The sequence below is a fragment of the Serratia sp. 2C06 genome (assembly GCF_050037615.1).
Taxonomy (GTDB): domain Bacteria; phylum Pseudomonadota; class Gammaproteobacteria; order Enterobacterales; family Enterobacteriaceae; genus Serratia; species Serratia ureilytica.
Map to the genome: position 1 here is coordinate 4,588,281 of NZ_CP188299.1, position 25,210 is coordinate 4,613,490.

At 62.4% G+C, this 25,210-nt stretch carries 21 protein-coding genes; 11 read left to right on the forward strand and 10 right to left on the reverse strand.

What is annotated here, in order from left to right; genetic code table 11:
- Positions 1–115: 115 nt before the first annotated feature.
- Positions 116–2,104, forward strand: a complete 1,989-nt coding sequence (locus ACP3TA_RS22420) for a ligand-gated channel protein (RefSeq protein ID WP_046687513.1) — start codon at positions 116–118, stop codon at positions 2,102–2,104.
- A gap of 55 nt (positions 2,105–2,159) precedes the next feature.
- Entirely contained in the window at positions 2,160–3,107 is a 948-nt protein-coding gene (locus tag ACP3TA_RS22425) for a siderophore ABC transporter substrate-binding protein (RefSeq protein ID WP_099784159.1), read from the forward strand.
- A gap of 736 nt (positions 3,108–3,843) precedes the next feature.
- Here the strand turns inward: ACP3TA_RS22425 and ACP3TA_RS22430 are convergent.
- Both ACP3TA_RS22430 and ACP3TA_RS22435 read right to left on the reverse strand, forming a co-directional pair.
- On the reverse strand, positions 3,844–4,632 hold the full coding sequence (locus ACP3TA_RS22430) for an ABC transporter ATP-binding protein (protein WP_033643795.1): 789 nt from the start codon (positions 4,630–4,632) through the stop codon (positions 3,844–3,846).
- The gene (locus ACP3TA_RS22435; RefSeq protein ID WP_033643796.1) at positions 4,629–5,711 is read right to left on the reverse strand and encodes a FecCD family ABC transporter permease; all 1,083 of its coding nucleotides are present in this window, start codon (positions 5,709–5,711) and stop codon (positions 4,629–4,631) included. Before ACP3TA_RS22435 ends, ACP3TA_RS22430 begins: the two co-directional genes overlap by 4 nt.
- Before the next feature lie 368 nt (positions 5,712–6,079).
- On the opposite strand from ACP3TA_RS22435, the gene ACP3TA_RS22440 reads away from it, so the two are divergent.
- Positions 6,080–7,180 (forward strand): GGDEF domain-containing protein, encoded by a 1,101-nt coding sequence (locus ACP3TA_RS22440; protein WP_033652543.1) that lies wholly within the window; start codon positions 6,080–6,082, stop codon positions 7,178–7,180.
- A gap of 46 nt (positions 7,181–7,226) precedes the next feature.
- On the opposite strand, the gene ACP3TA_RS22445 is transcribed toward ACP3TA_RS22440, so the two are convergent.
- The 3 genes from ACP3TA_RS22445 to ACP3TA_RS22455 all read right to left on the reverse strand — a co-directional run bounded on the left by ACP3TA_RS22445 (position 7,227) and on the right by ACP3TA_RS22455 (position 10,089).
- The gene (locus tag ACP3TA_RS22445) at positions 7,227–8,705 is read right to left on the reverse strand and encodes an amino acid permease (protein WP_033643798.1); all 1,479 of its coding nucleotides are present in this window, start codon (positions 8,703–8,705) and stop codon (positions 7,227–7,229) included.
- 221 nt (positions 8,706–8,926) lie between these two features.
- Positions 8,927–9,793, reverse strand: coding sequence for a DNA-binding transcriptional regulator YeiE (yieE, locus tag ACP3TA_RS22450; RefSeq protein ID WP_021505917.1), 867 nt, complete (start codon positions 9,791–9,793; stop codon positions 8,927–8,929).
- 98 nt (positions 9,794–9,891) lie between these two features.
- Positions 9,892–10,089 (reverse strand): hypothetical protein, encoded by a 198-nt coding sequence (locus tag ACP3TA_RS22455; RefSeq protein ID WP_033643799.1) that lies wholly within the window; start codon positions 10,087–10,089, stop codon positions 9,892–9,894.
- Between the two features lie 193 nt (positions 10,090–10,282).
- Between ACP3TA_RS22455 and ACP3TA_RS22460 the strand changes: the two genes are divergently transcribed.
- Positions 10,283–11,356 (forward strand): YeiH family putative sulfate export transporter, encoded by a 1,074-nt coding sequence (locus ACP3TA_RS22460; protein WP_033652542.1) that lies wholly within the window; start codon positions 10,283–10,285, stop codon positions 11,354–11,356.
- Between the two features lie 98 nt (positions 11,357–11,454).
- Entirely contained in the window at positions 11,455–12,294 is an 840-nt protein-coding gene (nfo, locus tag ACP3TA_RS22465) for a deoxyribonuclease IV (RefSeq protein WP_089197248.1), read from the forward strand.
- A gap of 19 nt (positions 12,295–12,313) precedes the next feature.
- On the opposite strand, the gene ACP3TA_RS22470 is transcribed toward nfo, so the two are convergent.
- The 4 genes from ACP3TA_RS22470 to fruB all read right to left on the reverse strand — a co-directional run bounded on the left by ACP3TA_RS22470 (position 12,314) and on the right by fruB (position 16,834).
- Positions 12,314–12,907 (reverse strand): DJ-1/PfpI family protein, encoded by a 594-nt coding sequence (locus ACP3TA_RS22470; protein ID WP_089197249.1) that lies wholly within the window; start codon positions 12,905–12,907, stop codon positions 12,314–12,316.
- Positions 12,908–13,068: 161 nt separating this feature from the next.
- Complete coding sequence (gene fruA / locus ACP3TA_RS22475) at positions 13,069–14,751, reverse strand: PTS fructose transporter subunit IIBC (protein WP_047025332.1); 1,683 nt, start codon at positions 14,749–14,751, stop codon at positions 13,069–13,071.
- A gap of 11 nt (positions 14,752–14,762) precedes the next feature.
- Positions 14,763–15,704, reverse strand: a complete 942-nt coding sequence (gene fruK, locus ACP3TA_RS22480; RefSeq protein WP_015378523.1) for a 1-phosphofructokinase — start codon at positions 15,702–15,704, stop codon at positions 14,763–14,765.
- A complete protein-coding gene (gene fruB / locus ACP3TA_RS22485) occupies positions 15,701–16,834 on the reverse strand; it encodes a fused PTS fructose transporter subunit IIA/HPr protein (protein ID WP_033643805.1) in 1,134 nt (377 codons plus the stop codon). Before fruB ends, fruK begins: the two co-directional genes overlap by 4 nt.
- A 247-nt stretch (positions 16,835–17,081) precedes the next feature.
- Between fruB and ACP3TA_RS22490 the strand changes: the two genes are divergently transcribed.
- The 4 genes from ACP3TA_RS22490 to ACP3TA_RS22505 all read left to right on the forward strand — a co-directional run bounded on the left by ACP3TA_RS22490 (position 17,082) and on the right by ACP3TA_RS22505 (position 22,714).
- On the forward strand, positions 17,082–17,504 hold the full coding sequence (locus tag ACP3TA_RS22490; protein ID WP_033652539.1) for a nucleotide triphosphate diphosphatase NUDT15: 423 nt from the start codon (positions 17,082–17,084) through the stop codon (positions 17,502–17,504).
- A gap of 231 nt (positions 17,505–17,735) precedes the next feature.
- Positions 17,736–18,896, forward strand: coding sequence for a NapC/NirT family cytochrome c (locus ACP3TA_RS22495; protein ID WP_033652538.1), 1,161 nt, complete (start codon positions 17,736–17,738; stop codon positions 18,894–18,896).
- Between the two features lie 12 nt (positions 18,897–18,908).
- Positions 18,909–21,383, forward strand: coding sequence for a trimethylamine-N-oxide reductase TorA (gene torA, locus ACP3TA_RS22500; protein WP_101453943.1), 2,475 nt, complete (start codon positions 18,909–18,911; stop codon positions 21,381–21,383).
- Positions 21,384–21,538: 155 nt separating this feature from the next.
- Positions 21,539–22,714: a sugar efflux transporter gene (locus tag ACP3TA_RS22505; protein ID WP_426784442.1), complete on the forward strand. Its 1,176-nt coding sequence runs from the start codon at positions 21,539–21,541 to the stop codon at positions 22,712–22,714.
- Here ACP3TA_RS22505 and ACP3TA_RS22510 read toward each other — a convergent pair.
- Positions 22,711–22,965, reverse strand: coding sequence for a YkgJ family cysteine cluster protein (locus tag ACP3TA_RS22510; protein ID WP_019453627.1), 255 nt, complete (start codon positions 22,963–22,965; stop codon positions 22,711–22,713). The genes ACP3TA_RS22505 and ACP3TA_RS22510 overlap by 4 nt on opposite strands.
- Positions 22,966–23,236: 271 nt before the next feature.
- Here ACP3TA_RS22510 and mtr point away from each other — a divergent pair, with 271 nt between their 5' ends.
- Positions 23,237–24,481: a tryptophan permease gene (gene mtr / locus ACP3TA_RS22515; protein WP_047025330.1), complete on the forward strand. Its 1,245-nt coding sequence runs from the start codon at positions 23,237–23,239 to the stop codon at positions 24,479–24,481.
- Between the two features lie 126 nt (positions 24,482–24,607).
- The gene (gene yeiP, locus ACP3TA_RS22520) at positions 24,608–25,180 is read left to right on the forward strand and encodes an elongation factor P-like protein YeiP (protein WP_004935725.1); all 573 of its coding nucleotides are present in this window, start codon (positions 24,608–24,610) and stop codon (positions 25,178–25,180) included.
- The last annotated feature ends 30 nt before the right edge of the window (positions 25,181–25,210 follow it).

Sequence of the window (25,210 nt, forward strand, 5' to 3'; positions counted from 1 at the left end):
CAATGGCCTCACGCAACGCTGACGAAGCGACGGATTTCTCAGCGAACGATGAATTATTTCATTAGAAATTCAATTGGTTAATTACTTTCACTTCAATCCAGGAAAGGTTTACCTCATGGAAACGCCACGTTACAGCAAGCTCGCCGCTCTGGTGATCGCCTCACTCAGCGCCACCGCCGCACTGGCCGCGCCGCAGGACGACACCCAAGACACCATGGTCGTCACCGCCTCCGGCTTCCAGCAAAAAATTCAGGACTCCGCCGCCTCCATCTCGGTGATCCCGCGCCAGCAGATCGAAGATAAGGCCTATCGCGACGTGACCGACGCGCTGAAAGACGTGCCGGGCGTGGTCGTCACCGGCGGCGCCAGCAGCAGCGACATCAGCATCCGCGGCATGTCCTCCAAGTACACGCTGATCCTGGTGGACGGCAAGCGCGTTGACACCCGCGGCACCCGGCCGAACAGCGATAACGCCGGCATCGAACAGGGCTGGCTGCCGCCGATGGAAGCCATCGAGCGCATCGAAGTGGTGCGCGGGCCGATGTCTTCGCTGTACGGTTCCGACGCCATGGGCGGCGTGATCAACGTCATCACCCGCAAGACTTCCCGCACCGAGTGGAAAGGCTCGCTGCACGGCGACGCCACCCTTCAGGAAAACCGCGATTCCGGCGATCTGTTCCAGACCAACGCCTACGCCTCCGGCCCACTGATTGAAGGCCTGCTCGGCGTGCGGGTCAACGGCCTGCTGTCGCGCCGCGCCGAAGATAAAATCGCCAACGGTTACAACGAACAGCGCATGCGCAGCGGCACCGCGGTGTTCACTCTGACGCCGGACGAGAAAAACGAATTCGACTTCGAAATCGGCCGCTCGCTGCAGGATCGCAACAGCACGCCGGGCAAATCGGTGGTGGCGGAGCGCTGCAGCAAAGGCAAGTGCAAACCTACCTCTCGCAGCGAAAATCTCTACACCCGCACCAACTACGCGCTGACCCACAACGGTTATTACGACTTCGGTAACTCCACCAGCTACGTTCAGCGGGAAGAGACCAATAACCCGGGCCGCAAGATGAAGATGTACAACACCATCTTCAACACCCAGAACCAGTTCGAGCTGGGTGCCCACATGCTGAACCTCGGCGGCCAATACCGCTATGAGAAACTGGGCGACAGCGGCAACCAGCTGAGCTCGGCGCAAGACGTCAACCAGCTGACGCGCTGGAGCTGGGCATTGTTCGCCGAGGACGAATGGGCGCTGACCAACGACTTCAGCCTGACCAGCGGCATCCGTATGGATCGCGATCAGAACTTCGGCAGCCACTGGTCGCCGCGCATGTACGGCGTCTGGCACCTGACCGAACAGTGGACGATGAAAGGCGGCGTCTCCGCCGGCTACCGTTCGCCGGATCTGCGCCAATCCTCCGCCAGCTGGGGCCAGGTCACCGGCGGCGGCGTGCGTAACGGCATCATCGTCGGCAACCCGGATCTGCAGCCGGAGAAGAGCCTGAGCGAAGAGATCGGCCTGATGTGGGACAGCCTGGAAGGCGTCAATGCCGGGGTGACCGTCTTCAACACCGACTTCAAGAACAAGATCACCGAAGTGCGCCGCTGCGAAGACACGCCGGACTGTAAGATCGGCAATGACGTCTACGACTTTATCAGCGATCGCGTCAACGTCGACAAAGCCAATATGCGCGGTGTAGAGGCCACCTTCGGCTGGCAGATCAATAAAGACTGGAAGTGGAACGCCAACTACACCTACACCGCTTCCGAGCAGAAAAGCGGCGAGTTCCAGGGCAAGGCGCTGAACCAGATGCCTAAGCACATGATCAACACCGTGCTGGATTGGCAGGCTACGCAAGACCTCAGCCTGTGGTCGCGCGTTAACTTCCGCAGCCGCACCTCAGACTACCTGAGCCGCACGTCGATGGAGACCAGCACCCCATCCTACACCTTCGTCGATGCGGGCCTGAGCTACCAGGCGGCGAAAAACCTGCAGCTGACCGGCGGGGTCTACAACATTCTCGACAAGACCGTGGATTACGATCACTACCGCACCACGCTGGACGGCCGCCGTTACACCGTCGGCATGACCTACAACTTCTGATGCCCCCGGGCGCGCGCTGCGCGCCCTTTTCATTCCATCACCGAGAGGAAGCCCCATGAGATTACGCCGCTCCCCCCTGATGATCGCCCTGCTGGCCGCGATGGCGCTGGCGGGTTGCCACAGCAAAACCGACGCGCCGGCGGCCTCGGCCACCGTCAACGTCCAGCACCTGAACGGCAGCACCGAGGTGAAGAAGCACCCGCAGCGTATCGTGGTGCTGGATTACGCTTCGCTGGAAACGCTGCAGCTGCTGGGCGTCGAGCCGCTGGCGCTGCCCGGCAATCGCAAGAACTTGCCGGATAACCTGAAGCGCTATCAGGATGACAAATACCTCAATGCCGGCACCCTGTTCGAGCCGGATATGGCCGTGCTGCGCGCCGCCAAACCGGACCTGATCCTGATCGCCGGCCGGGCGTCCAAAGCCTATGACGAGCTGAACGCGCTGGCGCCGACGTTGAACATGTCCGTCGATCAGCAGGATCAGTTGGGCAGCCTGAAACAGCGCACCCTGCAGTTGGGCGAGCTGTTCGATAAGCCGCAACAGGCGCAGGCGGCGATCGATAAGCTGGATGCGCAGATCGCGGCGGTCAAACCGCAGGCCGCCCAGGCCGGACGCGGGCTGGTGGTGCTGTTCTCCGGCGGCAAGATCAGCGCTTACGCCCCCAAGAGCCGTTTCAGCTTCGTCTATGACGCCCTCGGCTTCTCGTCCGCGCTGCAGTCCGATGAAAAAGACGTGCGCGGCAATAAGCTGACGCCTGAGCAGGTCGCCAAACTGAACCCGGACTGGCTGTTCGTCATCGACAGAGACGCCGCGACCGGTCGGCCGAACGCGGTGGCGCCGCAGAAAATCCTCACCGGCACCGCGCTGAAGAAAACCACGGCGGTGAAAAAAGGCCAGGTGGTTTACCTGCCGGCGGCCGAGGTCTATCTGTCCGGCGGCATCGTCACCGCCCAGCACGTCGTCGAACGCGTGAGCGAAGCACTGAACCGCGCTGCGCGATAAAAAAAGCCCGGCGATGCCGTAATGCGTGTCAGTTAGCGTTTTTTTGAAGTACTCGTGACGCTTTCGGTCGATAAATGAGAGGTGCATCATGAGACTCCCGCACCTCGACCGAGCCAGGGGCCGAAGGCGCGGCCCCTGGCAACCCGCGCCTTTGCCCTGTCAGACGGTTGGCTTTGCCAACTTCCCTCCCTCCGCCATAGCGCATTGAGGCCGGTTGCGACAGGCGTCCCTGCCTGTCTCACCTGAAACCGCCGTCCATGGCGGTTTCGCCTAATGCGCTATGCCTGCGTTCGGCGTCTTCAAGGGCGCCCAACACCGCGCTCATCTCCAACTTCTCTACCACAACCTCATCAGCGGCAGATTTCCCAGTAGCTGCCAGCTCAGGTGTTGACCTTGAGCGCGCATCACTGGCTGCCGAGCAAGACGGCGTTGTCAGGGGCAACCGGCCAGGGAAGGCCGGTTGAGGCGAGACTAACAGGGACGTTTGTCGCAGCCGACCCGCCCGACAACGCAGACACGGCGAGGGTATCCGCGTAGCGGACAGACGGTGTTAAGCGAAGGCGCAGGTGGAGGGGCCGCGCCTTCGGCCCCTCCAATTGCCGTTCGCTACGGCATCAGAGAAATGAGAGATTTTTACGGCAATTCAGGCTGCACGAAACACACAAAGATGGGATAAAAAAATGCCAGTCAGGCTTAACTGACCGGCATTACCGGCGATGCCGGGCTTTTTCCTGGATTATATCGTCGGCTGGTTCACCAGACCGTCTATCAGCACCTGCGGCGTGCCCTGCGAGCAACGCTCGATGCGCCCGCGCACGCCATAGACCCGCGCCAGGCTCTGCGGCGTAATCACCTGATCCGGCGCGCCGTCGGCGATCAGATCGCCATCCTGCAGCATCAGCACGTGGTCGCCGTGACGCAGCGCAATGTTGATGTCATGCACCACCACCACCGTCACGATATCGCGCTTGCGGGTTTCGCGGCGCACCAAATCCATCACGTGGAACTGGTAGTTGAGATCGAGCGCGCTCAGCGGCTCATCCAGCAGCAGCAGCGACGGCTGACGGATCAGCGACTGCGCCAACCCCACCAACTGTTTCTGGCCGCCGGACAGCTGATCGAGATAACTCAGCGCCAGGTGGGCGATGCCCAGCTGTTCCAGCAAAGCCATCACTTCCGCTTCGCTGCCGGCGTTGCTGCGGCCGCCCGAGGCGCGCTGCGCCACGATGATCGACTCCAGCACGTGCAGATGCACCCCGGCGGGCAGCGACTGCGGCAGGTACACCACTTTCTCCGCCCGACGGGCGAACGGCATCTGCATCAAATCGCCGTCGTCCAGCCACAGCTTGCCCTGCGCCGGGTTCAGCCCGGCCAGCGAGCGCAGCAATGTCGATTTGCCGCTGCCGTTCGGCCCCAGCAACACGGTGATTTGCCCGCGCGGCAGCATCGGCACCGAGAGATTGTCGATCACCTGGCGTTTCGGGTAACCCGCCGAGAAGTTTTCTATCCGTAAACCCTGGCTCATACGTTCCCCCGGTGGCGCAGAATAATGCTCAGGAAGAACGGCACCCCGACCAACGACGTCACGATCCCCACCGGGATGATTACCCCAGGCACCAGGTTTTTCGAGGCCACCGAGGCCATCGACAGCACCAGCGCGCCAATCAGCGCACTGGCCGGCAGGTAGAAACGGTGATCTTCGCCGAAGATCATGCGGGCGATGTGCGGCGCCACCAGACCGATAAAGCCGATCGGCCCGACGAAAGCCACCGCCAGCGCCGAGAGCATGCTGATGCGCAGCAGCGTGGTCAAACGCAGCCGACGCACGTCGATGCCGAAGCTCACCGCCCGGTCTTCACCCAGACGCAGCGCGGTCAGTTTCCACGAGCTCATCATCGACAGCGGCAGCAGCACGGCGAACACCCCGAACAGAATGCCCAGTTTGTCCCACGAGGCGCGCGCCAGGCTGCCCATGGTCCAGAACACCAGCCCCTGCAGCGTGTCCTCGCTGGCGATGAACTGCATCATCGAGACCAGCGCGTTGAAGGTAAACACCAGCGCGATGCCGAACAGCACTACGCCGGAGGTGGCGACCCGCGTCCAGCGCGTGATGCCGTCAAGCATCAGCGCGGCGAACAGCGCGAAGATAAAGGCGTTGGCGGAGATGAACCACTGATCGGGGATCCCCGGAATGCCGATACCGAGCACGATCGCCAGCGCAGCGCCAAAGGCCGCGGCGGAAGACACCCCGAGGGTGAAGGGGCTGGCCAGCGGGTTATTCAGGATGGTCTGCATTTCCGCCCCGGCCAGGCCGAGCGCAAAGCCCACCACCACCGCCATCAACGCATAGGGCAAGCGGATGTCCCAGACGATCACCCGCGTGCCGGCATCGGCCGCGGCGGGATCAAGCAGCGTTTGCCATAAGGACGACAACGACAGGCCGGACGGCCCCATGGTGAAATCCAGCAGCAGCGAGCCCAGGATCGCCAATGCCAATACGCCCATCATCAACAGGCGATGGCGAAGAATATGCTGATAACGCCCCATCACGCCGGCGTCGGGTTGCCCCTTGGCTTCAGTCATGGGATCGGTGGATACGCTCATTAGTTAAGATACCTGTTGCAACCATCATGACAGCGGCGCGAAAGCGGCCGCCGTGAACCGAAAAGTGTGCGGCAGCAGCCTGCGCACGGCCGTTAACAATAAAACAAACGATAATACTTATCAATCATATCAATAGGTGAAAACGGCGTTGTCGAAATGTAATAATTTGTTTTTTATCGCCATTTTTCAAACCACCACGCTTTCCCCCGCCAACGGCCAGTAGGTTAATTATTCTGAAAATTCTTCCTGATCCGACCAGACTCTGACAAATAACGGCAAAACCACATAGAATCCAAAATCACAGCACCGCGCGTGCAAAAAAACTTCAGGCCGCCGCAAGAGCGGCCTTATTGATTGACGAGGCTGTAATGAGAAGTCCATCTCCGGCGGTAACGCCCAAACGCCCGGCGCTGCTGAACTGGCTGTTATACAGCCCGCTGCACGCCGATGACGAGCCGTTTCAACGCCAGCTGCGTCTCACGCTGACGCCCTCTCCTCTCACGCCCTGGCTGAATGCCGCAGGGCCGGCCGCGCTGCTAGCGGGGTACGCCTGGCTGGTCCAGCGGCCGCTCGGCATCGGTTTGCTGCTGCTGCTGTTGTTGTTGACCGCCGGGCGAGCCTGGCTGGCACGCCGGCGTCAACCGGCCTGGCCGAATGCCATGCTGGTGACGGTGCTGCTGTGGGCGCTGCTGGTCGGCGCCAGCGCCGCTCTGGCGATGCTCTCGGGCCGCTTCGTCTTAATGCTGTTCGCCGGCCTGACGATCACCGCCCTGGCCTGCTGGCTGATGCAACGCCACGCCGCCGCCCCGCGCTTCGCGCTGCTTGAGGTGATCGCGCTGACGCTGCCTTACCTGCTGGCGGCGCCGCTGTCGCGCGTGCAAAACCTGTTTGTCCTGGCGGACCTCGCGCCGCTGTGGCTGGTGCTGGCCCACGGCATGATCGCGCGCTACCACCGCCAGCTGGTACAGCACGTCACGCTGGCGTGGGAGAAGCAGCAGGCGTCGCACCGCGATCGCCTGACCGGCTTTCTCAACCGCGCAGGCGGCGAGGCGGTGATGCGCAGCATCTGCCGTCCCGGAACGGCGCAGCCGATCTCCCATCTGTTCATTCTTGAATTCGGCCCGCTGGCGGCGCTCTACCAAAGCCACGGCGTCCAGATCGGCGACGACGTGCTGCGCACCGTCGGCGAGCGTCTCAAGACGCTGATCCGCCCCAGCGACTATATCTGCCGCTATACCGGCGGCCAGTTTCTGATTCTGGTGCACGATCTGCCCTACGGCGCGGAAAGCGAGTTTCTGGCGCGCATTGTGCCGCCGCTGGAGGCGCCCTACGATTTTGGTGCATTCGGCGAGGTGAACATGCAGCTTAACGCCGGCATTGTGGCGCTGACGCAGGATTACGCGACGGTAGAGAGTTTGATGAGCTCGGCGCAGCAGGCGCTGGCGGAAGCCAAAGGCGGGAAAAAGTAAAACAAAACGCGGCGGGAGCCCCCCGCCGCGTGTCACTCACCGAAAATTACTTCACGTCCATCTTCGGGAATTCCATCTCGCTGTACTTCACGACACGGGTGCCTTGCGACAGCTTGTAACCAAACCAAATCAGCAGGAACAGCGGAATACCGATGTAGGTCGCGGTCACGCCGTACCAGTCGATCTTGTCTTGCAGGAAGGCCTGGTAGTTCTGCCCCAGGGTGATGATCAGACACAGCACGAAGGCGAAGATCGGCCCCAGCGGGAAGAAACCGGAACGGTACGGCAAATCGTTCAGATCGCGCCCCTGCAGCATGTAGCCGCGACGGAAACGGTAGTGGCTGATGGCGATGCCCAACCAGGCGATGAAACCGGTCATGCCCGAAGTGTTCAGCAGCCACAGGTAAACCGACTGGTTACCGAACATCGACGTCAGGAAGCACAGGCCGGCTACCACGCAGGTCGCGTACAGCGCGTTGCGCGGCACGCCGCCTTTCGACAGCTTGGCGAAGATGCGCGGCGCCTTGCCTTCCGAAGCCAGGGTGTACAGCATGCGGGTCGACGCATACATGCCCGAGTTACCGGCCGACAGCACCGCCGTCAGGATCACCGCGTTCATCACCGCCGCCGCCGACAGCAGGCCGGCATGTTGGAACACCAGCGTGAACGGGCTGACGCTGATGTCTTTCACGTCGTTGCGCAACAGGCTCGGATCGGTGTACGGAATGATCAGGCTGATGATCAGAATGGCGAAGATATAGAACAGCAGGATACGCCAAAACACCTGACGCACCGCGCGCGGGATGTTTTTACCCGGGTTTTCCGATTCGCCGGCTGCGATGCCGATAAGTTCGGTGCCCTGGAACGAGAAGCCGACGATCATGGCCACGCCGATCATCGCCGAGAAGCCACCGGCAAACGGCGCGTCTCCTATTGTCCAGTTCTGCCAGCCGGCATGCTCGCCGCCCTTCAGAATGCCGACGATCATCATCACGCCGACGGCGATGAAGATAATCACGGTGCTGACCTTGATCAGCGCGAACCAGTATTCCGCCTCGCCGAACCCTTTCACCGAAATGTAGTTCAGCAGGAACATCAGGCCGAGGAACAGCGCGCTCCAGATCCAACCCGGGGTGTCCGGGAACCAGTAGCTCATCACCAACTGCGAGGCCACCAGGTCAACGGCGATGGTCACCGCCCAGTTGTACCAGTAGTTCCAGCCCAGCGCGAAGCCGAAGCCTTCTTCTACGTATTTGGCGCCGTAGGTGGAGAATGAACCGGAGACCGGCATAAAGGCCGCCAGTTCGCCCAGGCTGGTCATCAGGAAGTACACCATCAAACCGATCAGAGCGTAAGACAGCAGCGCCCCGCCGGGGCCTGCCTGAGAAACCGTGGCGCCCGAGGCGACGAAGAGGCCGGTGCCGATGGAGCCGCCGATGGCGATCATGGTCAAATGCCGGGCTTTCAATTCACGGCGCAATCCGGGTGCTTGCTGCCCCGATGTTTTTATATCCTGCTGAGCCATTCGTTCCCTATCTATCTGCTCTTCGAAAAATGAGGGCGGATTGTAACAAATACCCGCCGGTGAACTAGCAACATTGCACCGATATAAGATAGCTTCATAATTCAGAGGCAATTATTAGCTGCGGCCCTTATAGCCTTACTTACTCTCATTAATGTGAGCGCGCGCAGGTTTTTATGCTTTTTCCGGCCTGCGCGGCAGCAGAGGGCTTGACGTGCCGCCGGTTACAGCACGCAATAGCTGAGAAAACGTTGCAACGCGTTGGAGACGTGCTTTTGCCGATGGCGGATCAGGTACAGGGTGCGGCGCAGCGGCGGCAACGGCACCGGCAGTTCCACCAGCGCGCCGCTGGCCAGCTGTTCCGCCACCACCCGCCGCGACAGGCAGCTAATGCCGATGCCGTGCCGCACCGCATGCTTGATCGCCTCCGAGTTGCCCAGCTCCATCACCAATTGGAAGTGCGGCAGATGCGCCAACAGCAGATGGTCCAACACTTCACGGGTGCCGGAACCGCGCTCGCGCAGGATCCACGGCGCATTGGCCAGCGCCTCCAGCGTCGGCGGTTGACGGGTCAGCGGGTTATCCGGCGCGGCGAACACCACCAGCTCGTCCTCCAGCCACGGCTGCGTCACCAGCTCCGGCATATGGCAAGGCCCTTCGATCAGCCCCAGATCGACGCGAAAATCCGCCACCGCCACGATTACGTCCTGGCTATTGCCGACGTTCAGCTCCAGCGGCGTGGCGGGAAAATCCCGGCGGTAGCGGGCGATCATCTCCGGCAGCATGTAGTTGCCGATGGTGCTGCTGGCGGCGATGCGCAACGCCCCGCCGTCATGGCGAAACAGCTGCTCTATCTCCCCCGCCTGTTCCAACAGCGCCAGCGCCTTGGGATACAGCAACCGGCCGTGCTCGTTGATCACCAGCCGTTTGCCGACGCGATCGAACAGCTGCACGCCCAACTGCCCTTCCAGATCCGCCAGCGCCGCGCTGACCGCCGACTGCGACAGCGCCAGCACCACCGAGGCCTGCGTGGTCGAACCGCTTTTCAGCACTTCGGTAAAGACTTCCAGTTGACGCAACGTGATATGCATAGCTGTCCCGGTATTGAAAGAAGGTTCTGCCAGAGAACCCCCACATGGTGTGGTGGGCAGCCCTGCCAGGCTACCCTGTTTGCGGCCAGATCGGCGCGCTATTTGCCCAACGCGACCAGCTGCGCCGCCGCGGCCAGCACCGGCTCTCGCGGCGTGCCGGTTTCGTCCCGCAGTATCAATTGCAGCATCGCCGCGAGATGGTCGCGGTCGATCGCCTTGTTTTCTTCAATCAACCGCCGCACCGCGCGGCCCACTTCCTGATCTACCTGCTCTCTGCGTTGATCGTCGGTATCCATCACCTGCTCCTGTTAGTTGGAAAATTGACGGCGGCTCGCCGCTCCTCCACACCCTAGCCGCAATGCGGCGTTATGCCAATGGCTGACCCCATACCACTTATTCAGATAGGTTATAAATATATAATCAATTTCTCTTTTATTCAGCCCAAACGTACTCTTGACCGCAAGAAACAGACTGAAGGACTGACTTTATATGGCGACTGATACCACTCACACTTACCCCGAGCGACGCTTCCCGCTGTTCGGCCTGCCGCGGCTGGTGCCGGGGCTGGCGCTGACCGGCGCGCTCACCGCGCTGGCCGTCTGGGCCGGCGACATTCCCTGGGTGGCGGAGCTGGGGCTGGGGGCGCTGACGCTGGCGATCCTGCTCGGCATTCTGGTGGGCAACACGCTGTACCCCCGCTGGCAAACCGTTTGTCACAGCGGCGTACAGCTGGCCAAACAGCGCCTGCTGCGTCTGGGCATTATCCTTTACGGCTTCCGGCTGACCTTTCAGCAGATCGCCGACGTGGGCGCCAGCGGCATCATCATCGATGCGCTGACCCTGATCACCACTTTCCTGCTGGCCTGCTGGCTCGGCAAGAAAGTGTTCGGCATCGACAGCCAAACCGCGATACTGATCGGCGCCGGCAGCAGCATTTGCGGCGCGGCGGCGGTGATGGCCACCGAGCCGGTGCTGAAGGCCGACTCCAGCAAAGTGGCGGTCGCGGTCTCGACCGTGGTGGTGTTCGGCACCCTGGCGATCTTCGCCTATCCGTGGCTGTATCAGTTGAATGAACACTTCCAGTGGCTGCCGTTCAGCCAGGAAACCTTCGGCATCTACGCCGGCTCCACCATCCACGAAGTGGCTCAGGTGGTCGCCGCCGGGCACGCCATCGGGCCTGACGCCGAAAATGCGGCGGTGATCGCCAAGATGATCCGCGTGATGATGCTGGCGCCGTTCCTGCTGCTGCTGTCGGGCTACATCAGCCGAGGCAGCGCAGGCAAGGCGGAAAAATCCGCCATCACCATTCCGTGGTTCGCCGTGCTGTTTATCGCCGTCGCCGGGCTGAACTCCTTCAACCTGCTGCCGGCCACGCTGGTGCGGCACCTGATCACCGCCGACACCTGGATGCTGGCGATGGCGATGGCGGCGCTGGGGCTGACTACCCACATCAGCGCCGTGCGCCAGGCCGGGATGAAACCGATTCTGCTGGCAACGCTGCTGTTCGTCTGGCTGCTGGTCGGCGGCGGCGCGATAAACCAACTGGTGCAACACCTGCTGTAATCTCCCTCGGCGGCCCGCTTCGGCGGGCCGCCGCTTTTCGCCATTCAATCCGCCCGCCATCAATGCCATAATGTCACCGATAACACAGGAGAATGAAGATGAAGTTTGTCGGTGCACATGTCAGCGCGTCAGGCGGCGTGGATCAGGCGGTTATCCGCGCGCACGAATTGGAGGCGACCGCGTTCGCCCTGTTCACCAAAAATCAGCGTCAATGGAAGGCCGCCCCGCTGGCCGCCGACGTGATCGATAAGTTCAAGAGCGCCTGCGCCCAGTACGGTTACGGGCCGGGGCAAATCCTGCCGCACGACAGCTACCTGATCAATCTGGGGCACCCGGTAGCCGACGCGTTGGAAAAATCGCGCGAGGCGTTTATCGACGAGCTGCAGCGCTGCGAACAGCTGGGGCTGACGCTGCTGAATTTCCACCCCGGCAGCCACCTGCTACAAATCGACGAAGATAAATGCCTGGCGCGCATCGCCGAATCGATCAACATCGCGCTGGATAAAACCGCCGGCGTGACGGCCGTGATCGAGAACACCGCCGGCCAGGGCAGCAACCTGGGCTTCAAATTCGAGCACCTGGCGGCGATCATCGACGGCGTCGAAGACAAAAGCCGCGTCGGCGTTTGCATCGACACCTGCCACGCCTTCGCCGCCGGGTACGATCTGCGCACCGAAGAAGAGTGCGAGCGCACCTTCAAGCAGTTGGGCGACATCGTCGGTTTCAACTACCTGCGCGGCATGCACCTGAACGACGCCAAGAGCGAGTTCAACAGCCGCGTCGACCGCCATCACAGCCTGGGGGAAGGCAACATCGGCAAAACGGTGTTCAGCTACATCATGCGCGATCCGCGTTTCGACAACATCCCGCTGATTCTGGAAACGGTAAACCCGGATATCTGGGCCGAAGAGATCGCCTGGCTGAAGACGCAGCAGTAACCCTCCCCTGGCCGCTCGCTTAAGCGCGAGCGGTTTCCCCCACCGCGTGCTCCGCCGCCAGCATGGCGCCGAACTGACGCAGCGTTTCTTCATCCAGGCCCGCAGCCCTGAACACCGCGGTGGTAAAACTGACCGGCGCCGATCCCGGTGACGTAATGACGCGGTCATCCACAACGGCGACGACGCTCGCAACGTAATGGCGCTGCCCGCTGTAGCCCGCAACGTTGCGCGTCAAGAACTCGGCATCGTTGGAGGTATGCGCCCTGCCGTTCAACAGGCCGGCCCGCGCCAACGCCAACGTCCCGCCGCAAATGCCCGCCAGGGTCGCGCCGCGTTGATGCTGCTCGTTGAGCAACGCGCGGATATCCGGCGCCCGTTCGGTTTCCCACAGGGTGCCGCCGACCACCACCAGCACCTCGGGGCGCCAGTCCGCCAATTCGGCCACGCCGTGAGCAACGTCCACCGTCAACCCGCCCTGTGAACGAAGCGTTCCGGCCTGCGGCGCAAAAAACGCCACATCCAGCCCATAAAACGGGCCGCCAACGCCGGCAATCAGCGCGTATTCCCAATCGGCGAAACCGGATGTCAGTACGATCGCCACTTTTTTAGCCACTGATGAATCTCCTTGAATCATTCCTTGTTCGCAGGAACAAGGTCGCGCTATCAGCTTAGAAAGCCTTGTGGTTTCTGACCAGGGGTAAATCGTGCTAACTGCCTAAGACACAAATAAAAACGCGCAGCTCTGGGCTGCGCGTTTTGCGGTATCGGCGAGGCTTACGCCGCGGCGGCGACCGGCGTTTCAGCACGTTTCAGCAGGGCATAAGCCACCCCGGCCAACAGCGTGCCGGCGGCGATCGCCACCAGGTACAGCAACACCGGCGAAATCGCGCCCGGGATCAGCAGCACGAACAAGCCGCCGTGCGGCGCCATCAGCTTAGCGCCGAAGGCCATCGACAGCGCGCCGGTCAGCGCCCCGCCGGCGATGCAGCACGGCAACACGCGCATCGGATCGCGGGCGGCGAACGGAATCGCCCCTTCGGTGATGAAGCACAGCCCCAGCACCAACGCCGCCTTGCCGCCTTCCTGTTCGGATTTCGGGAACTTGCGGCGCGCCAGCAGCGTCGCCAGGCCCATCGCCAGCGGTGGCACCATACCCGCCGCCATGATGGCCGCCATCGGCGCATACACCGAGGAGCTGAGCAGCGCCACGCCGAACGCGTAGGCCGCTTTGTTCACCGGGCCGCCCATGTCGGTGCACATCATGCCGCCCAGGATCGCCCCCAGCAGCACGGCGTTGGCGGTGCCCAGAGACTGCAGCCAATGGGTCAGGCCTTCCATGATTTTCGCCACCGGCGTGCCGACCACGTAAATCATGATGAGGCCGGTGATTAGGCTGGCCACCAGCGGAATGATCAAGATGGGCTTCAGCGCTTCCATACTTTGCGGCAGGCGCAGCTTGCTGCTGATCGCCCTGGCGACATAACCCGCCAGGAAACCGGCGATGATGCCGCCCAGGAACCCGGCGCCGGTGCTCACCGCCAGCATGCCGCCGATCAGGCCCGGCGTCAGGCCCGGACGATCCGCGATGGAGAAGGCGATGAAACCGGCCAACACCGGCACCATCAGCGCGAAGGCTGAGCCGCCGCCGATCTGCATCAGCGCCGCCGCCAGGGTGCCCTTGACCTCAAACGCCTTGATGCCGAACACGAACGACAGCGCGATGCACAAACCGCCCGCCACCACCATCGGCAGCATGTAGGACACGCCGGTCAGCAGGTGACGATACGGGCCGTTGCCCTCTTTCTTCTTCGCCGTCGGCGCCGCGCCGCTGCGCTGCTGCGGCTGGAACACTTCGGCTTCGGCCAGCGCCTTGTCCAGTTCCTGCGCGGTTTTCTTCAGCGCCAGACCGGTGGAAGTACGATACATCGGCTTACCGGCAAACTTGTCCAGATCCACTTCGATGTCCGCCGCGACGATCACCAGATCCGCCGCCGCCACTTCTTCCGGGGTGATGGCGTTGCCGGCGCCGACGGAGCCGCGCGTTTCCACCTTTACCCACCAGCCGCGTTTCTTGGCTTCACTTTCAATGGCTTCGGCCGCCATAAAGGTGTGCGCCACGCCGGTCGGGCAAGCGGTGATCGCCACGATGCGTTTTTGTCCATCGGCTTTCACCGCAGCCGCCTGCGGCGCCTGATAGGTTTCAGCTTCGGCCTGGGCGCGCGCCAGAAACGCGTCCGGTTCACGCACCGCCTGTTCTACCTCGCCCACATAGATCAATTTGCCGTTCAGCGCGGCGTCAGCAGGAGCAGCCTGCCCCGCCACCGCCACCAGTTCGGCGTCCTGCAGCGACTCGACCAGCGTCAGGCCGGCTTTGGCCGCGGCGGCCTCCAGCATGCGTTTCGCCAGGTGGCCACGGGCCTGTCCCTGCGAACTGTCTACCATCAGCAGCGTTTTCATTCTGCCTCCTGCTATTGATTGAAAGGTTTCAGATCGACGCGCGCCATCATCGCGGCCAACTGGGGACGATCGGTCACGCCGACGTTGCTCTGGCTGACCGCCAGCGCCGCTACCGCCGTGGCCAGACGCAGGGTGTGTTCGCTGGATTCGCGCATCAGCAGGCCATAAATCAGGCCGCCGACCATCGAATCGCCGGCGCCCACGGTGCTGACCACCTCACAGGACGGCGGTTTGGCGATCCAGGCGCCGGATGCGTTAACCCACAGCGCGCCTTCCGCGCCGAGGGAGATGACCACGTGGGCGATGCCCTGTTCGCGCAGCGCATGCGCGGCCTCGACCACGTCCGCCAGCGTCGGCAGCGGGCGACCGGCCCAGATTTCCAGCTCGCGGCGGTTCGGTTTGACCAGCCACGGCGAGGCCTTCAGCCCGGCGACCAGCGCTTCGCGGCTGCTGTCGAAAATGATGCACGGGCACTTGGCGCGCAGTTGGGTCATCCAGTCGGTAAACGCGTCGGGATCGACGCCGGCCGGCAGGCTGCCGCTCACCGCCACCATGTCAAACTGGCCCAGCCAGCTCAGCGAGTCGCTGACGAAGCGATCCCAGTCCTGCGGCGTCACTTCGAAGCCGGAGAAGTTGAAATCGGTCACTTCGCCGTCTTTTTCCGTCAGCTTGACGTTGATGCGGGTGCGCCCCGGCACCACCTGAAAGCGGTTGGCGATCCCCAGATCGCTGAACAGCAGCTGGAAACCGTCCTGATTATCTTTGCCCAGGAAGCCGCCGACGGTGACGTCGATGCCTAAATCTTTCAACACCTTGGCGACGTTGATGCCCTTACCGGCGGCGTGCAGGCCGGCGGTTTTTACCCGGTTGACTTCCCCGCGTTCAATCTGCGGGCAGAAACCCACCAGATCGTACGCCGGGTTCAGGGTGATTGTTGCTACTCTTCTGCTCATGCTGCGCCCTCGCCCAGTCCTTCATTAATCGCTTCGCCAATCGCCTTCAGCGCGGCTTCAGCATCTTCTCCATTGGCGGTAAAGCGCAGGTGATGCCCTTTCTTCACGCCCAACGCCACCACCTTCATCAGGCTGCGCCCGTTGGCCGGCTTGCCGCTGCCGTCCAGGTTGGTGACGGTGATGTCACTGTTGAAACTTTTGATCACGTTGACCAGCGCCGTGCCCGGCCGCGCGTGCAGACCGTGCTCGTTGCGGATCACGAATTCGGCGCTCAGCACGCTGCTCTCTTCCGCCACGTCGCTGGTCAGCAGCGCCAGCACGCCGGCGGCATCCGCCTTCAGCAAGCGTTCAGCTTTGTTGGCCAGCAGCAGATCGCTGAGGTAGTTGAGCACCGCCAGCGGCTGCGCGTCGGCGACCGACACCGTCAGCAGCAGCGCCACCGGCTCGCCGTCTTCCACGAAAGCCTGCGCCGGGCGGCTGACGGTGGCCGCGCTGGCCAGGTTGCCTTCAACGCTGTCGCTCAGCCAAATGCCCTGCCCCAGATTCAGCGGTTTGCGGGTGATGGCATCGCTGACGAACTGCGCGTTGACCGCCCCGATTTTTTGCAGACGGCCGGCGTTCAGCGCCTGCAGCGTCATCAGGCTGTCGGCGGCGACGTCGAGCGCAATCAGCGAAACGTCGAACTGGAATTCGGCGCTCTGCCGTTCGCCCATCAACAGGCTGCGCAGCTCTTCCGCGGAGGTGGTTTTCGCCAGCCGCTCCGCCACGCTGTCATCGCTCAGCACGTGGGTGAGCTGACGCAGCAGCGCCAAATGCTCGTCGGAACGGGCGGCGATGCCGATCGCCACATAGGCGGTCTGGCCCTCCCCCCACGCGATGCCCTGCGGGAACTGGAACACCTGCACGCCGGTTTTCAACACCAGATCGCGGGTATCGGTGGTGCCGTGCGGAATGGCGATGCCGTTGCCCAGGTAGGTGGACGTCTGCAGTTCGCGCTGCAGCATGCCGTCCACATAACCGGCGCTGACGCAGCCGGCGTCGGTCAGCGCGGCGGCCACCTGACGGATGGCCTCCTGCTTATCGGCGGCAGCGGCGCCCAGATGAATGTCTTGCGGTGACAACTGGAACATGATTCTCCTCTCCTGCTGAATTGAATCGTTTCAGCTTCATTGAGAAAAAGGAGCGTTACCCGCTGCCCACAAGCGGTCGGATAACGCTGAAACGTTTCAAGTAGTGTGTAAGCAGCGCAAGATGAAAGCAAGTTTTCTCCCTTTCGCCATTGCAGATTTTTGAGCTTACGCACACTTTCATCGGCGCATTGGTCAGCGCCGGGGCAAAATGACATACTGTGCTGAAACTTTGCTGACGGAGAAAAGCATGAATGTAGTGACGGGCGTCGGGGTGATCATCGTGAACCCGCAAGGCGAGATTTTGCTGGGCAAACGCTGCGGCTCCCACGCGCCCTTTTGGTCGATCCCCGGCGGGCATCTGGATGCCGGTGAAACCTTCGAGCAGTGCGCCCAGCGCGAAATTGCCGAAGAAACCGGGTTGATCATCGATCCGCCGCGCTTCGTTGGCGTCAGCAACAATCTGCAAACCTGGCGCGCCGAAGGCAAACACACGGTGTCCATCTGTCTGCAGGTGGCGCATCCCGGCGGCGAAGCCGAGCTGAAAGAACCCGAAAAATGCGCCGAATGGCGCTGGTGCGCGCCAGACTCTCTGCCGGAACCCCATTTCGAAGCCAGCCGCACGGCGATCCGCCTGTGGCTGAGCGGCCAAACCTACTTGCCAACGGCCTGAGCCCTTCGCGAGCGCGCGGCGTTCGCGTTGCCTGCCTCACAGCCCATCGCTATATAAAATAGAATATAACGCTATTTTTTGCGATATACGCCATTTTTTTGACTACGGATAACCCCATGGGGTTAACCCTCTTCTATCATTACCCCTGCAATCGACGTGGCATTCTGACCTCCGGTCGGCGGCCTTTTGGCAAGATTTTATTTTAAATTCATAATTATAAGCGGGTTTACCATGAGCAAAAAACTGACTGGCTTTGAAAAAAAGCGCCGGTGGGGATGGCTATGGCTTTTGCTGCTGGGGATTATCCTCGGCGCGGCGCTGTTGGCCGGGACCGCCACCGTATTCCATAAAACCAGCGATACCGCCTTCTGCGTTTCCTGCCACACCATGCAACAACCGCTGGCCGAATATCAGGGCAGCGTCCACTTCCAAAACACCAAGGGTATCCGCGCCGAGTGCGCCGACTGCCACGTGCCGCACCAGCCGATCGATTACCTGTGGACCAAAATCCGCGCGGTAAAAGACATCTACGGCGAGATGGTCGGCACCATCGATACGCCGGAAAAATATGAAGCGCACAAGCTGGCGATGGCGCAGTCGGTCTGGAAGACGCTGAAAGAGAACGACTCGGCCACCTGCCGCTCCTGCCACAGCTACGACGCCATGGACATCACCGCCCAGCGCCCTGAGGCGCGCCTGCAGCACCCGGTGGCGATCAAACAGGGCGAAACCTGCATCGACTGCCATAAAGGCGTGGCCCACATCCTGCCGGACATGAGCGGCGAAACCCAGGCCGGCGCCGCCGAGCTGGCCAAGGCCGCGGCGCTGACCGCACCGGGCGCCACCACCCTCTACACCATCGCCACCGAACCGTTCTTCCTCAGCGCAGACGACAGCCATAATGCCGGTAACCTGATGCCGTCCACCGAAGTGCAGGTGGTGAAACAGGATGGCGACAAGGTGCTGGCCACCGTGAGCGGCTGGCAGCAAGACGGGGTCAGCGAAGTGTTCTACGCCGCGCAGGGCAAACGCATCCTCAGCGTGCTGCTGGGTGAAGACGCGCGCAAACAGCTGAAGACCGCGTCCACCCAGACCGATGCGGAAACCGGCCTGGTCTGGCATCAGGTCTCTCTGCAGGTGTGGCTGCCGCGCAAGCAGCTGATCGACGATCAGCAAAAAATCTGGCGCTACGCCGCGGACATGATGTCGGCCAACTGCACCGGCTGCCACGGGCTGACCGCGCTCGATCGCTTCAACGCCAACCAATGGATCGGCGTCATCAAAGGCATGGCGCCGCGTACCTCGCTGACACAGGAACAGCTGCGCGTGCTGACACAATACGTACAAAAACACGCCAGCGACATGCCACCTGCCGCACCGGCCAAGCTTTAAGGGAGAAGCGCAATGAGCAACCAAAAACCGTTAACCATGAGCCGCCGCCGCTTCCTGACCGGCGCCGCCGCGCTCACCGCCGCCCCGCTGCTGGCGGGATTATGGCCCAAAGCGGCGCTGGCGCAGGCCATCAGCGAAGCGCTGCCGCAGTTCATCGTCTTGCGTCAGGCGCAGAAAGGCATCCTGACCGGCGCCCACTGGGGCGCGTTTGAAGCCATCGTGCAGGACGGCAAGATGGTCGGCGTGCAGCCGGTGCAGGACGATCCGTATCCCAATGAGCTGATCACCATGGCGCCTTATCAGGTGCACGCCGAGAACCGCATCAAATACCCGATGGTGCGCAAAAGCTGGCTGGAAGGCGGCCCCGGCAGCCGCACCGAGCTGCGCGGCCGCGACGAGTGGGTGCGCGTCAGCTGGGACAAAGCAACCGAGCTGGTGTGCAATGAGATCACCCGCCTGCAAAAAGATCACGGCCCGCAGTCGATCTACGCCGGTTCCTACGGCTGGAAAAGCGTCGGCATGCTGCACAACAGCCGCACGCTGCTGCAGCGCCTGATGAACCTGACCGGCGGCTTCCTCGGCTACGCCGGCGACTACTCCACCGGCGCGGCGCAGGTGATCATGTCGCACGTGGTCGGCTCGATGGAGGTCTACGAACAGCAGACCGCCTGGCCGAACGTGATCGAGAACAGCGAGCTGGTGATCCTGTGGGGCTGCAACCCGATGGTCACGCTGAAAAACAGCTGGAACGTGCCGGATCACGTCGGCCAGACCGGCTTCGAGGCGCTGAAGAAAAAAGGCACCCGGGTGATCAGCATCGATCCGGTACACAACGACAGCGCCAAGTTCGTCAATGCGCAGTGGATCGCCCCGCGCCCTTACACCGACGGCGCCATGCTGATCGGCATTGCCCATACGCTGCTGACCGAGAAGCTGCATAACCCGGACTTCCTGAAAACCTATACCGTCGGCTTCGACAAGTTCCAGGCCTACCTGCTGGGCGAGAGCGACGGCGTGGCGAAAACCGCCGAATGGGCGGCCGACATCAGCGGCGTCGATGCCGACACGCTGCGCGCGCTGGCGCGCGAGATGGCGAAGCATCGCACCATGATCATGGGCGGCTGGGGCATTCAGCGCCAGCATCACGGCGAACAGCAGCACTGGCTGCTGGTGACGGTGGCGGCGATGCTCGGCCAGATCGGCCTGCCGGGCGGCGGCTTCGGCTTCAGCTACCACTATTCGTCGGGCGGCAGCCCGACCGCCAAGGGCGGCATCATCGCCGGCATCTCCGCCGGCAACGCGCCGAAGAACTCGCCGGCGCCGATCCCGGTAGCGCGCATCGCCGAATGCCTGAGCAATCCGGGCAAAACCATCGACTTCAACGGCGCCAAGGTCACCTACCCCGAGGTGAAAATGGTGTATGTGGCGGGTGGCAACACCTTCCACCAGCATCAGGACACCAATAACCTGGTCAAAGCCTGGCAGCGGCCGGACACCATCGTGGTCAACGAGCCTTACTGGACCGCCACCGCCAAGCATGCCGATATCGTCCTGCCGGCCACCACCAGCTACGAGCGCAACGATCTGGAAATGGGCGGCGACTATTCGCAGCTCTACGTGTTCCCGATGCATCAATGCGTGCCGCCACAGCACGAGTCGCGCAGCGACTTCGACATCTTCTCGGCGATGGCGGCCAGGCTGGGCGTACAGGAAGCCTTTACCGAGGGCAAGGACGAAACCCAGTGGCTGAAAGGCATGTACGACGACATGAAGAACCAGGCTCGCGCCGCGCGGGTGGCGCTGCCGCCGTTCGACATGTTCTGGCAATCCAATAACTACGTGCGTTTCCCGGTGCCGGAGGCCAATAAGCAGTGGGTGCGCTTCGCCGATTACCGCGACAACCCGCTGCTGAACCCGCTGGGCACGCCGTCGGGCAAGATCGAAATCTACTCCGACGCCATCGCCAAAATGCATTATGAGGATTGCCCCGGCATCCCGACCTGGATGCCGCCGCACGAGTGGTATCGCGGGCCGGAAGCGGCCAAGTATCCGCTGTCGCTCAATACCGCGCACCCGACCAACCGGCTGCACTCCCAGCTCGACAATACGCCGCTGCGCAAGAAATACGCGGTGGCGGATCGTGAAGCGATCCTGATCCACCCGCAGGACGCGCAGCCGCGCGGCATTACCGGCGGCGATCTGGTGCGGGCGTTTAACGATCGCGGCCAGATCCTGGTAGGGGCGGTGGTCAGCGAAGACGTGCGGCCTGGCGTGGTGCGCATCAGCGAAGGCGCCTGGTTCGATCCGGCCGATCCGGCACAGCCCGGCTCGCTGTGCAAGAACGGCAACGTCAACTGCCTGACCTTCGACATCGGCTCCTCCAGCCTGGCGCAGGGCAACTGCGGGCAGATGGCGCAGCTGCAGATCGAGAAGTATCAGGGGCCGGCGCTGAAAAATACCGCGCACGCCGTGCCGCAAGGCGCCTGATCCCGCGATAAACAGAGGGCGCAACGCGCCCTCTGTTTTCCTCGTCGCCGCGCGACAAAGCCGCTTACCCTGCGCCGAGGGATAGCGGTTTGCGTTTCTTTTCAACAGGCGTATGATGCGCGCGACCTCACTTTTTCGACGAATTCTCCATCGCCATGCCGACTTCATCCGCAGTAACGCGACGCACGCCCGATCTCACTTCGCTGGCCTTTTTGGCGGTGGCGTTTCTTACCGGCATCGCCGGTGCGTTGCAAACCCCGACGCTGAGCCTGTTTCTGGAAACCGAGGTCAAGGTACGCCCGGCGCTGGTCGGGCTGTTCTTTACCGGCAGCGCGGTGATCGGCATTCTGGTCAGCCAGTTTCTCGCCGGCCGCTCGGATAAACAAGGCGACCGCAAATCGCTGATCTTCCTCTGCTGCATGCTGGGTGCGCTGGGGTTCACGCTGTTCGCCTGGAGCCGCAACTACTATCTGCTGCTGATCGTCGGCGTGCTGCTTACCAGCTTCGGCTCCACCGCCAACCCGCAGATGTTTGCGCTGGCGCGTGAGCATGCCGACCGTACCGGCCGCGAGGCGGTGATGTTCACCTCCATCATGCGCGCCCAGGTCTCCCTGGCCTGGGTCATTGGCCCGCCGATCGCCTTCGCGCTGGCGCTGGGCTTCGGCTTTAAGGCCATGTATCTGGCGGGCGCGGCGGCCTTTGTGCTGTGCGGCCTGCTGGTGTGGAAACGGCTGCCCTCGATGCCGAAAACCGCGGCGACGAACGCGCCCCTGGCCGCACCGCAGCAGCACCGCCGCGATTCGCTGCTGCTGTTCGTTGCCTGCACCCTGATGTGGACCGCCAACAGCATGTACCTGATCAACATGCCGCTGTACGTGGTGCACGAGCTGCGGCTGCCGGAGCGGCTGGCCGGGATATTGATGGGCGCCGCCGCCGGGCTGGAGATCCCGGTCATGCTGCTCGCCGGCCTGGCGGCGAAGCGCTGCGGCAAACGCCGCCTGATGCGCGGGGCGGTGGTCGCCGGCGTGCTGTTCTACTGCGGCCTGCTGTTTATCACCGGCAGCTGGCAGCTCATCGCTCTGCAGCTGCTGAATGCGGCGTTTATCGGCGTGCTGGCGGGGATCGGCATGCTCTATTTTCAGGATTTGATGCCCGGCCAGGCCGGCGCGGCCACCACGCTGTTCACCAACACCACCCGGGTGGGCTGGATCATCGCCGGCTCGATCGCCGGCGCGGTGGCGGAAATCTGGAACTACCATGCGGTGTTTTACGCCGCGCTGGCGATGACGGTGGGGGCCACGCTGTGTCTGTGGCGGTTGAAAGACGCTTAAGGCGCGGTGTCCGCTTCCAGTCTGGCGAGGTAGATCAGCGCCTGATCGCGGTGATCGTGGCACATGTCGCGGCTCGGCTGCAGGCTGCCGCACACCTTCGGCCGCAGCGGCGAATGAAACAGGCCGCAGCGTAGCTGTTCATCCAAATGAATGCAGCGGGTATTGGCGGGCTTGCCGTTCGGCATGCCGGGGATCGGGCTGGATATTGACGGCGCGATACAGCAAGCGCCGCAGTCGCTGCGACAGTCCATCAGCGCTACTCCTGGTGGGCTGGGGAAAAGAAGCGCGACAATAGCAGCCGCGTGCGGCGGCCGCCAGCAGAATCCCTGCGCCTTGGCGATCTTTACACTCGTCCCGCAACCGTCTTGCCCCGCCGGATTCGCCGCCTGGCGAATAAATACCCAAAAAGCCGCAATTTAAAGACAAAAACGCGTGAAGCGTGCAATTCCCACGCTTTACATGCGCCATGCACCCATGTACCATTGAGCTAGTACAAAAGAACCTCTTCCATCAGGAGCGCACATGTCTACGGACACCATCCAGAAGCTGGCCCGCCCTTCCGTTCTCGGCGGCGCGATGATCATTGCCGGTACCGCCGTAGGCGCCGGCATGTTTTCCATTCCGATCGTCACTTCCGGTGTCTGGTTCAGCGGCTCCGTCGCGCTGCTGGTGTATACCTGGGCCTGCATGTTGCTTTCCGGCCTGATGATCCTCGAAGCCACGCTGCACTACCCGAGCGGCGCCAGCTTCAACACCATGGTCAAGGATCTGCTGGGCAAAGGCTGGAACGCCGTGAACGGCCTGTCGGTGGCGTTCGTGCTGTATATCCTGACCTACGCCTATATCTCCGCGGGCGGTTCGATCATCGCGCACACGCTGGAGGGCATCGTCGGCGTCGGCCAGACCACCGCCGGCCTGGTGTTCGCGCTGGTCGTGGCGTTTATCGTCTGGCTCTCCACCCGCGCGGTCGACCGCCTGAGCACCATTCTGATCGGCGGCATGGTGATCACCTTCGTGATGTCGGTGGGCGACATGTTCACCCACGTGCAGCCTGCGGTGCTGTTCAATACCGGCGATGACCAGGCCAGCTATCTGCCTTACGCCCTGGCGGCATTGCCTTACCTGCTGACCTCGTTCGGCTACCACGGCAACATTCCCGGGCTGGTGAAGTACTACCACAAGGACAGCGGCTCCGTGGTGCGCAGCCTGGTGTACGGCACCCTGTTGGCATTGGCTATCTACATCCTGTGGCAGTATGTGATTCAGGGTAATATCGCGCGCGACGCCTTTAAGCAGGTGATCGCCGAGGGCGGCAATATCGGCAGCCTGCTCAAGCAAATGGGCAACGTCTCCAGCAGCCAGACCGTCAGCCAACTGCTGAACGCCTTCTCCTATATGGCGCTGGCCAGCTCGTTCCTCGGCGTGTCGCTGGGCCTGTTCGACTACCTGGCGGACTTCTGCAAGTTCAAGGACGACGCCGTCGGGCGCAGCAAGACCGCGCTGGTGACCTTTGTGCCGCCGACCCTGGCCGCGCTGCTGTTCCCGAACGGTTTCCTGTACGCCATCGGCTTCGCCGGGCTGGCGGCCACCATCTGGGCGGTGATCGTGCCGGCGCTGATGGCGCGCGCCAGCCGCCGCCGTTATCCGCAGGCCGGTTATCGCGCACCGGGCGGCAACGGCGTGATCCTGTTCGTCATCCTGTTTGGACTGATCAACGCCGCCGCGCATATTCTGTCGCTGTTCGGCCTGCTGCCGGTCTTCCGGTAATCCCCGACGGGAGGGCTGCCGCCCTCCCTTTCCCGCACTGTTTTTGCGCCGGGCTATTGCCTGAAATCGGCGGCGCGAGTACCTTGTCGCAACTTCTCTAATACTCTTCATTGCGGATGAATTGAAATGGCAAGAGCTAACGAAATTAAACGCGGCATGGCGATCAGCTACAACGGCAAGCTGCTGCTGGTAAAAGATATCGACGTGCAGAGCCCGAGCGCCCGCGGCGCCAGCACCCTGTACAAAATGCGCTTCTCCGACGTGCGCACCGGCCTGAAAGTAGAAGAACGCTTCAAGGGCGACGATATCCTGGACACCATTTCCCTGTCGCGCCGCAAGGTGAACTTCTCCTATATCGACGGCGAAGAATACGTGTTTATGGATGACGAAGATTACACGCCGTACATCTTCAAGAAAGACCAGATCGAAGACGAACTGCTGTTCATTCCGGAAGGCGGCCTGCCGGGCATGCAGGTGCTGACGTTGGACGGCCAGGTGCTGGCGCTGGAGCTGCCGCAGACCGTGGATATGGAAATCGTCGAGACCGCGCCGGGCATCAAAGGCGCTTCCGCCAGCGCCCGCAACAAGCCGGCCACCATGGCCACCGGTCTGGTGATCCATGTGCCGGAATACCTCAGCGCCGGCGACAAGATCCGCATTCATATCGCCGAACGCCGCTACATGAGCCGCGCCGACTAGTCGCGCCAGCGGGGCCGATACTCGGCCCCG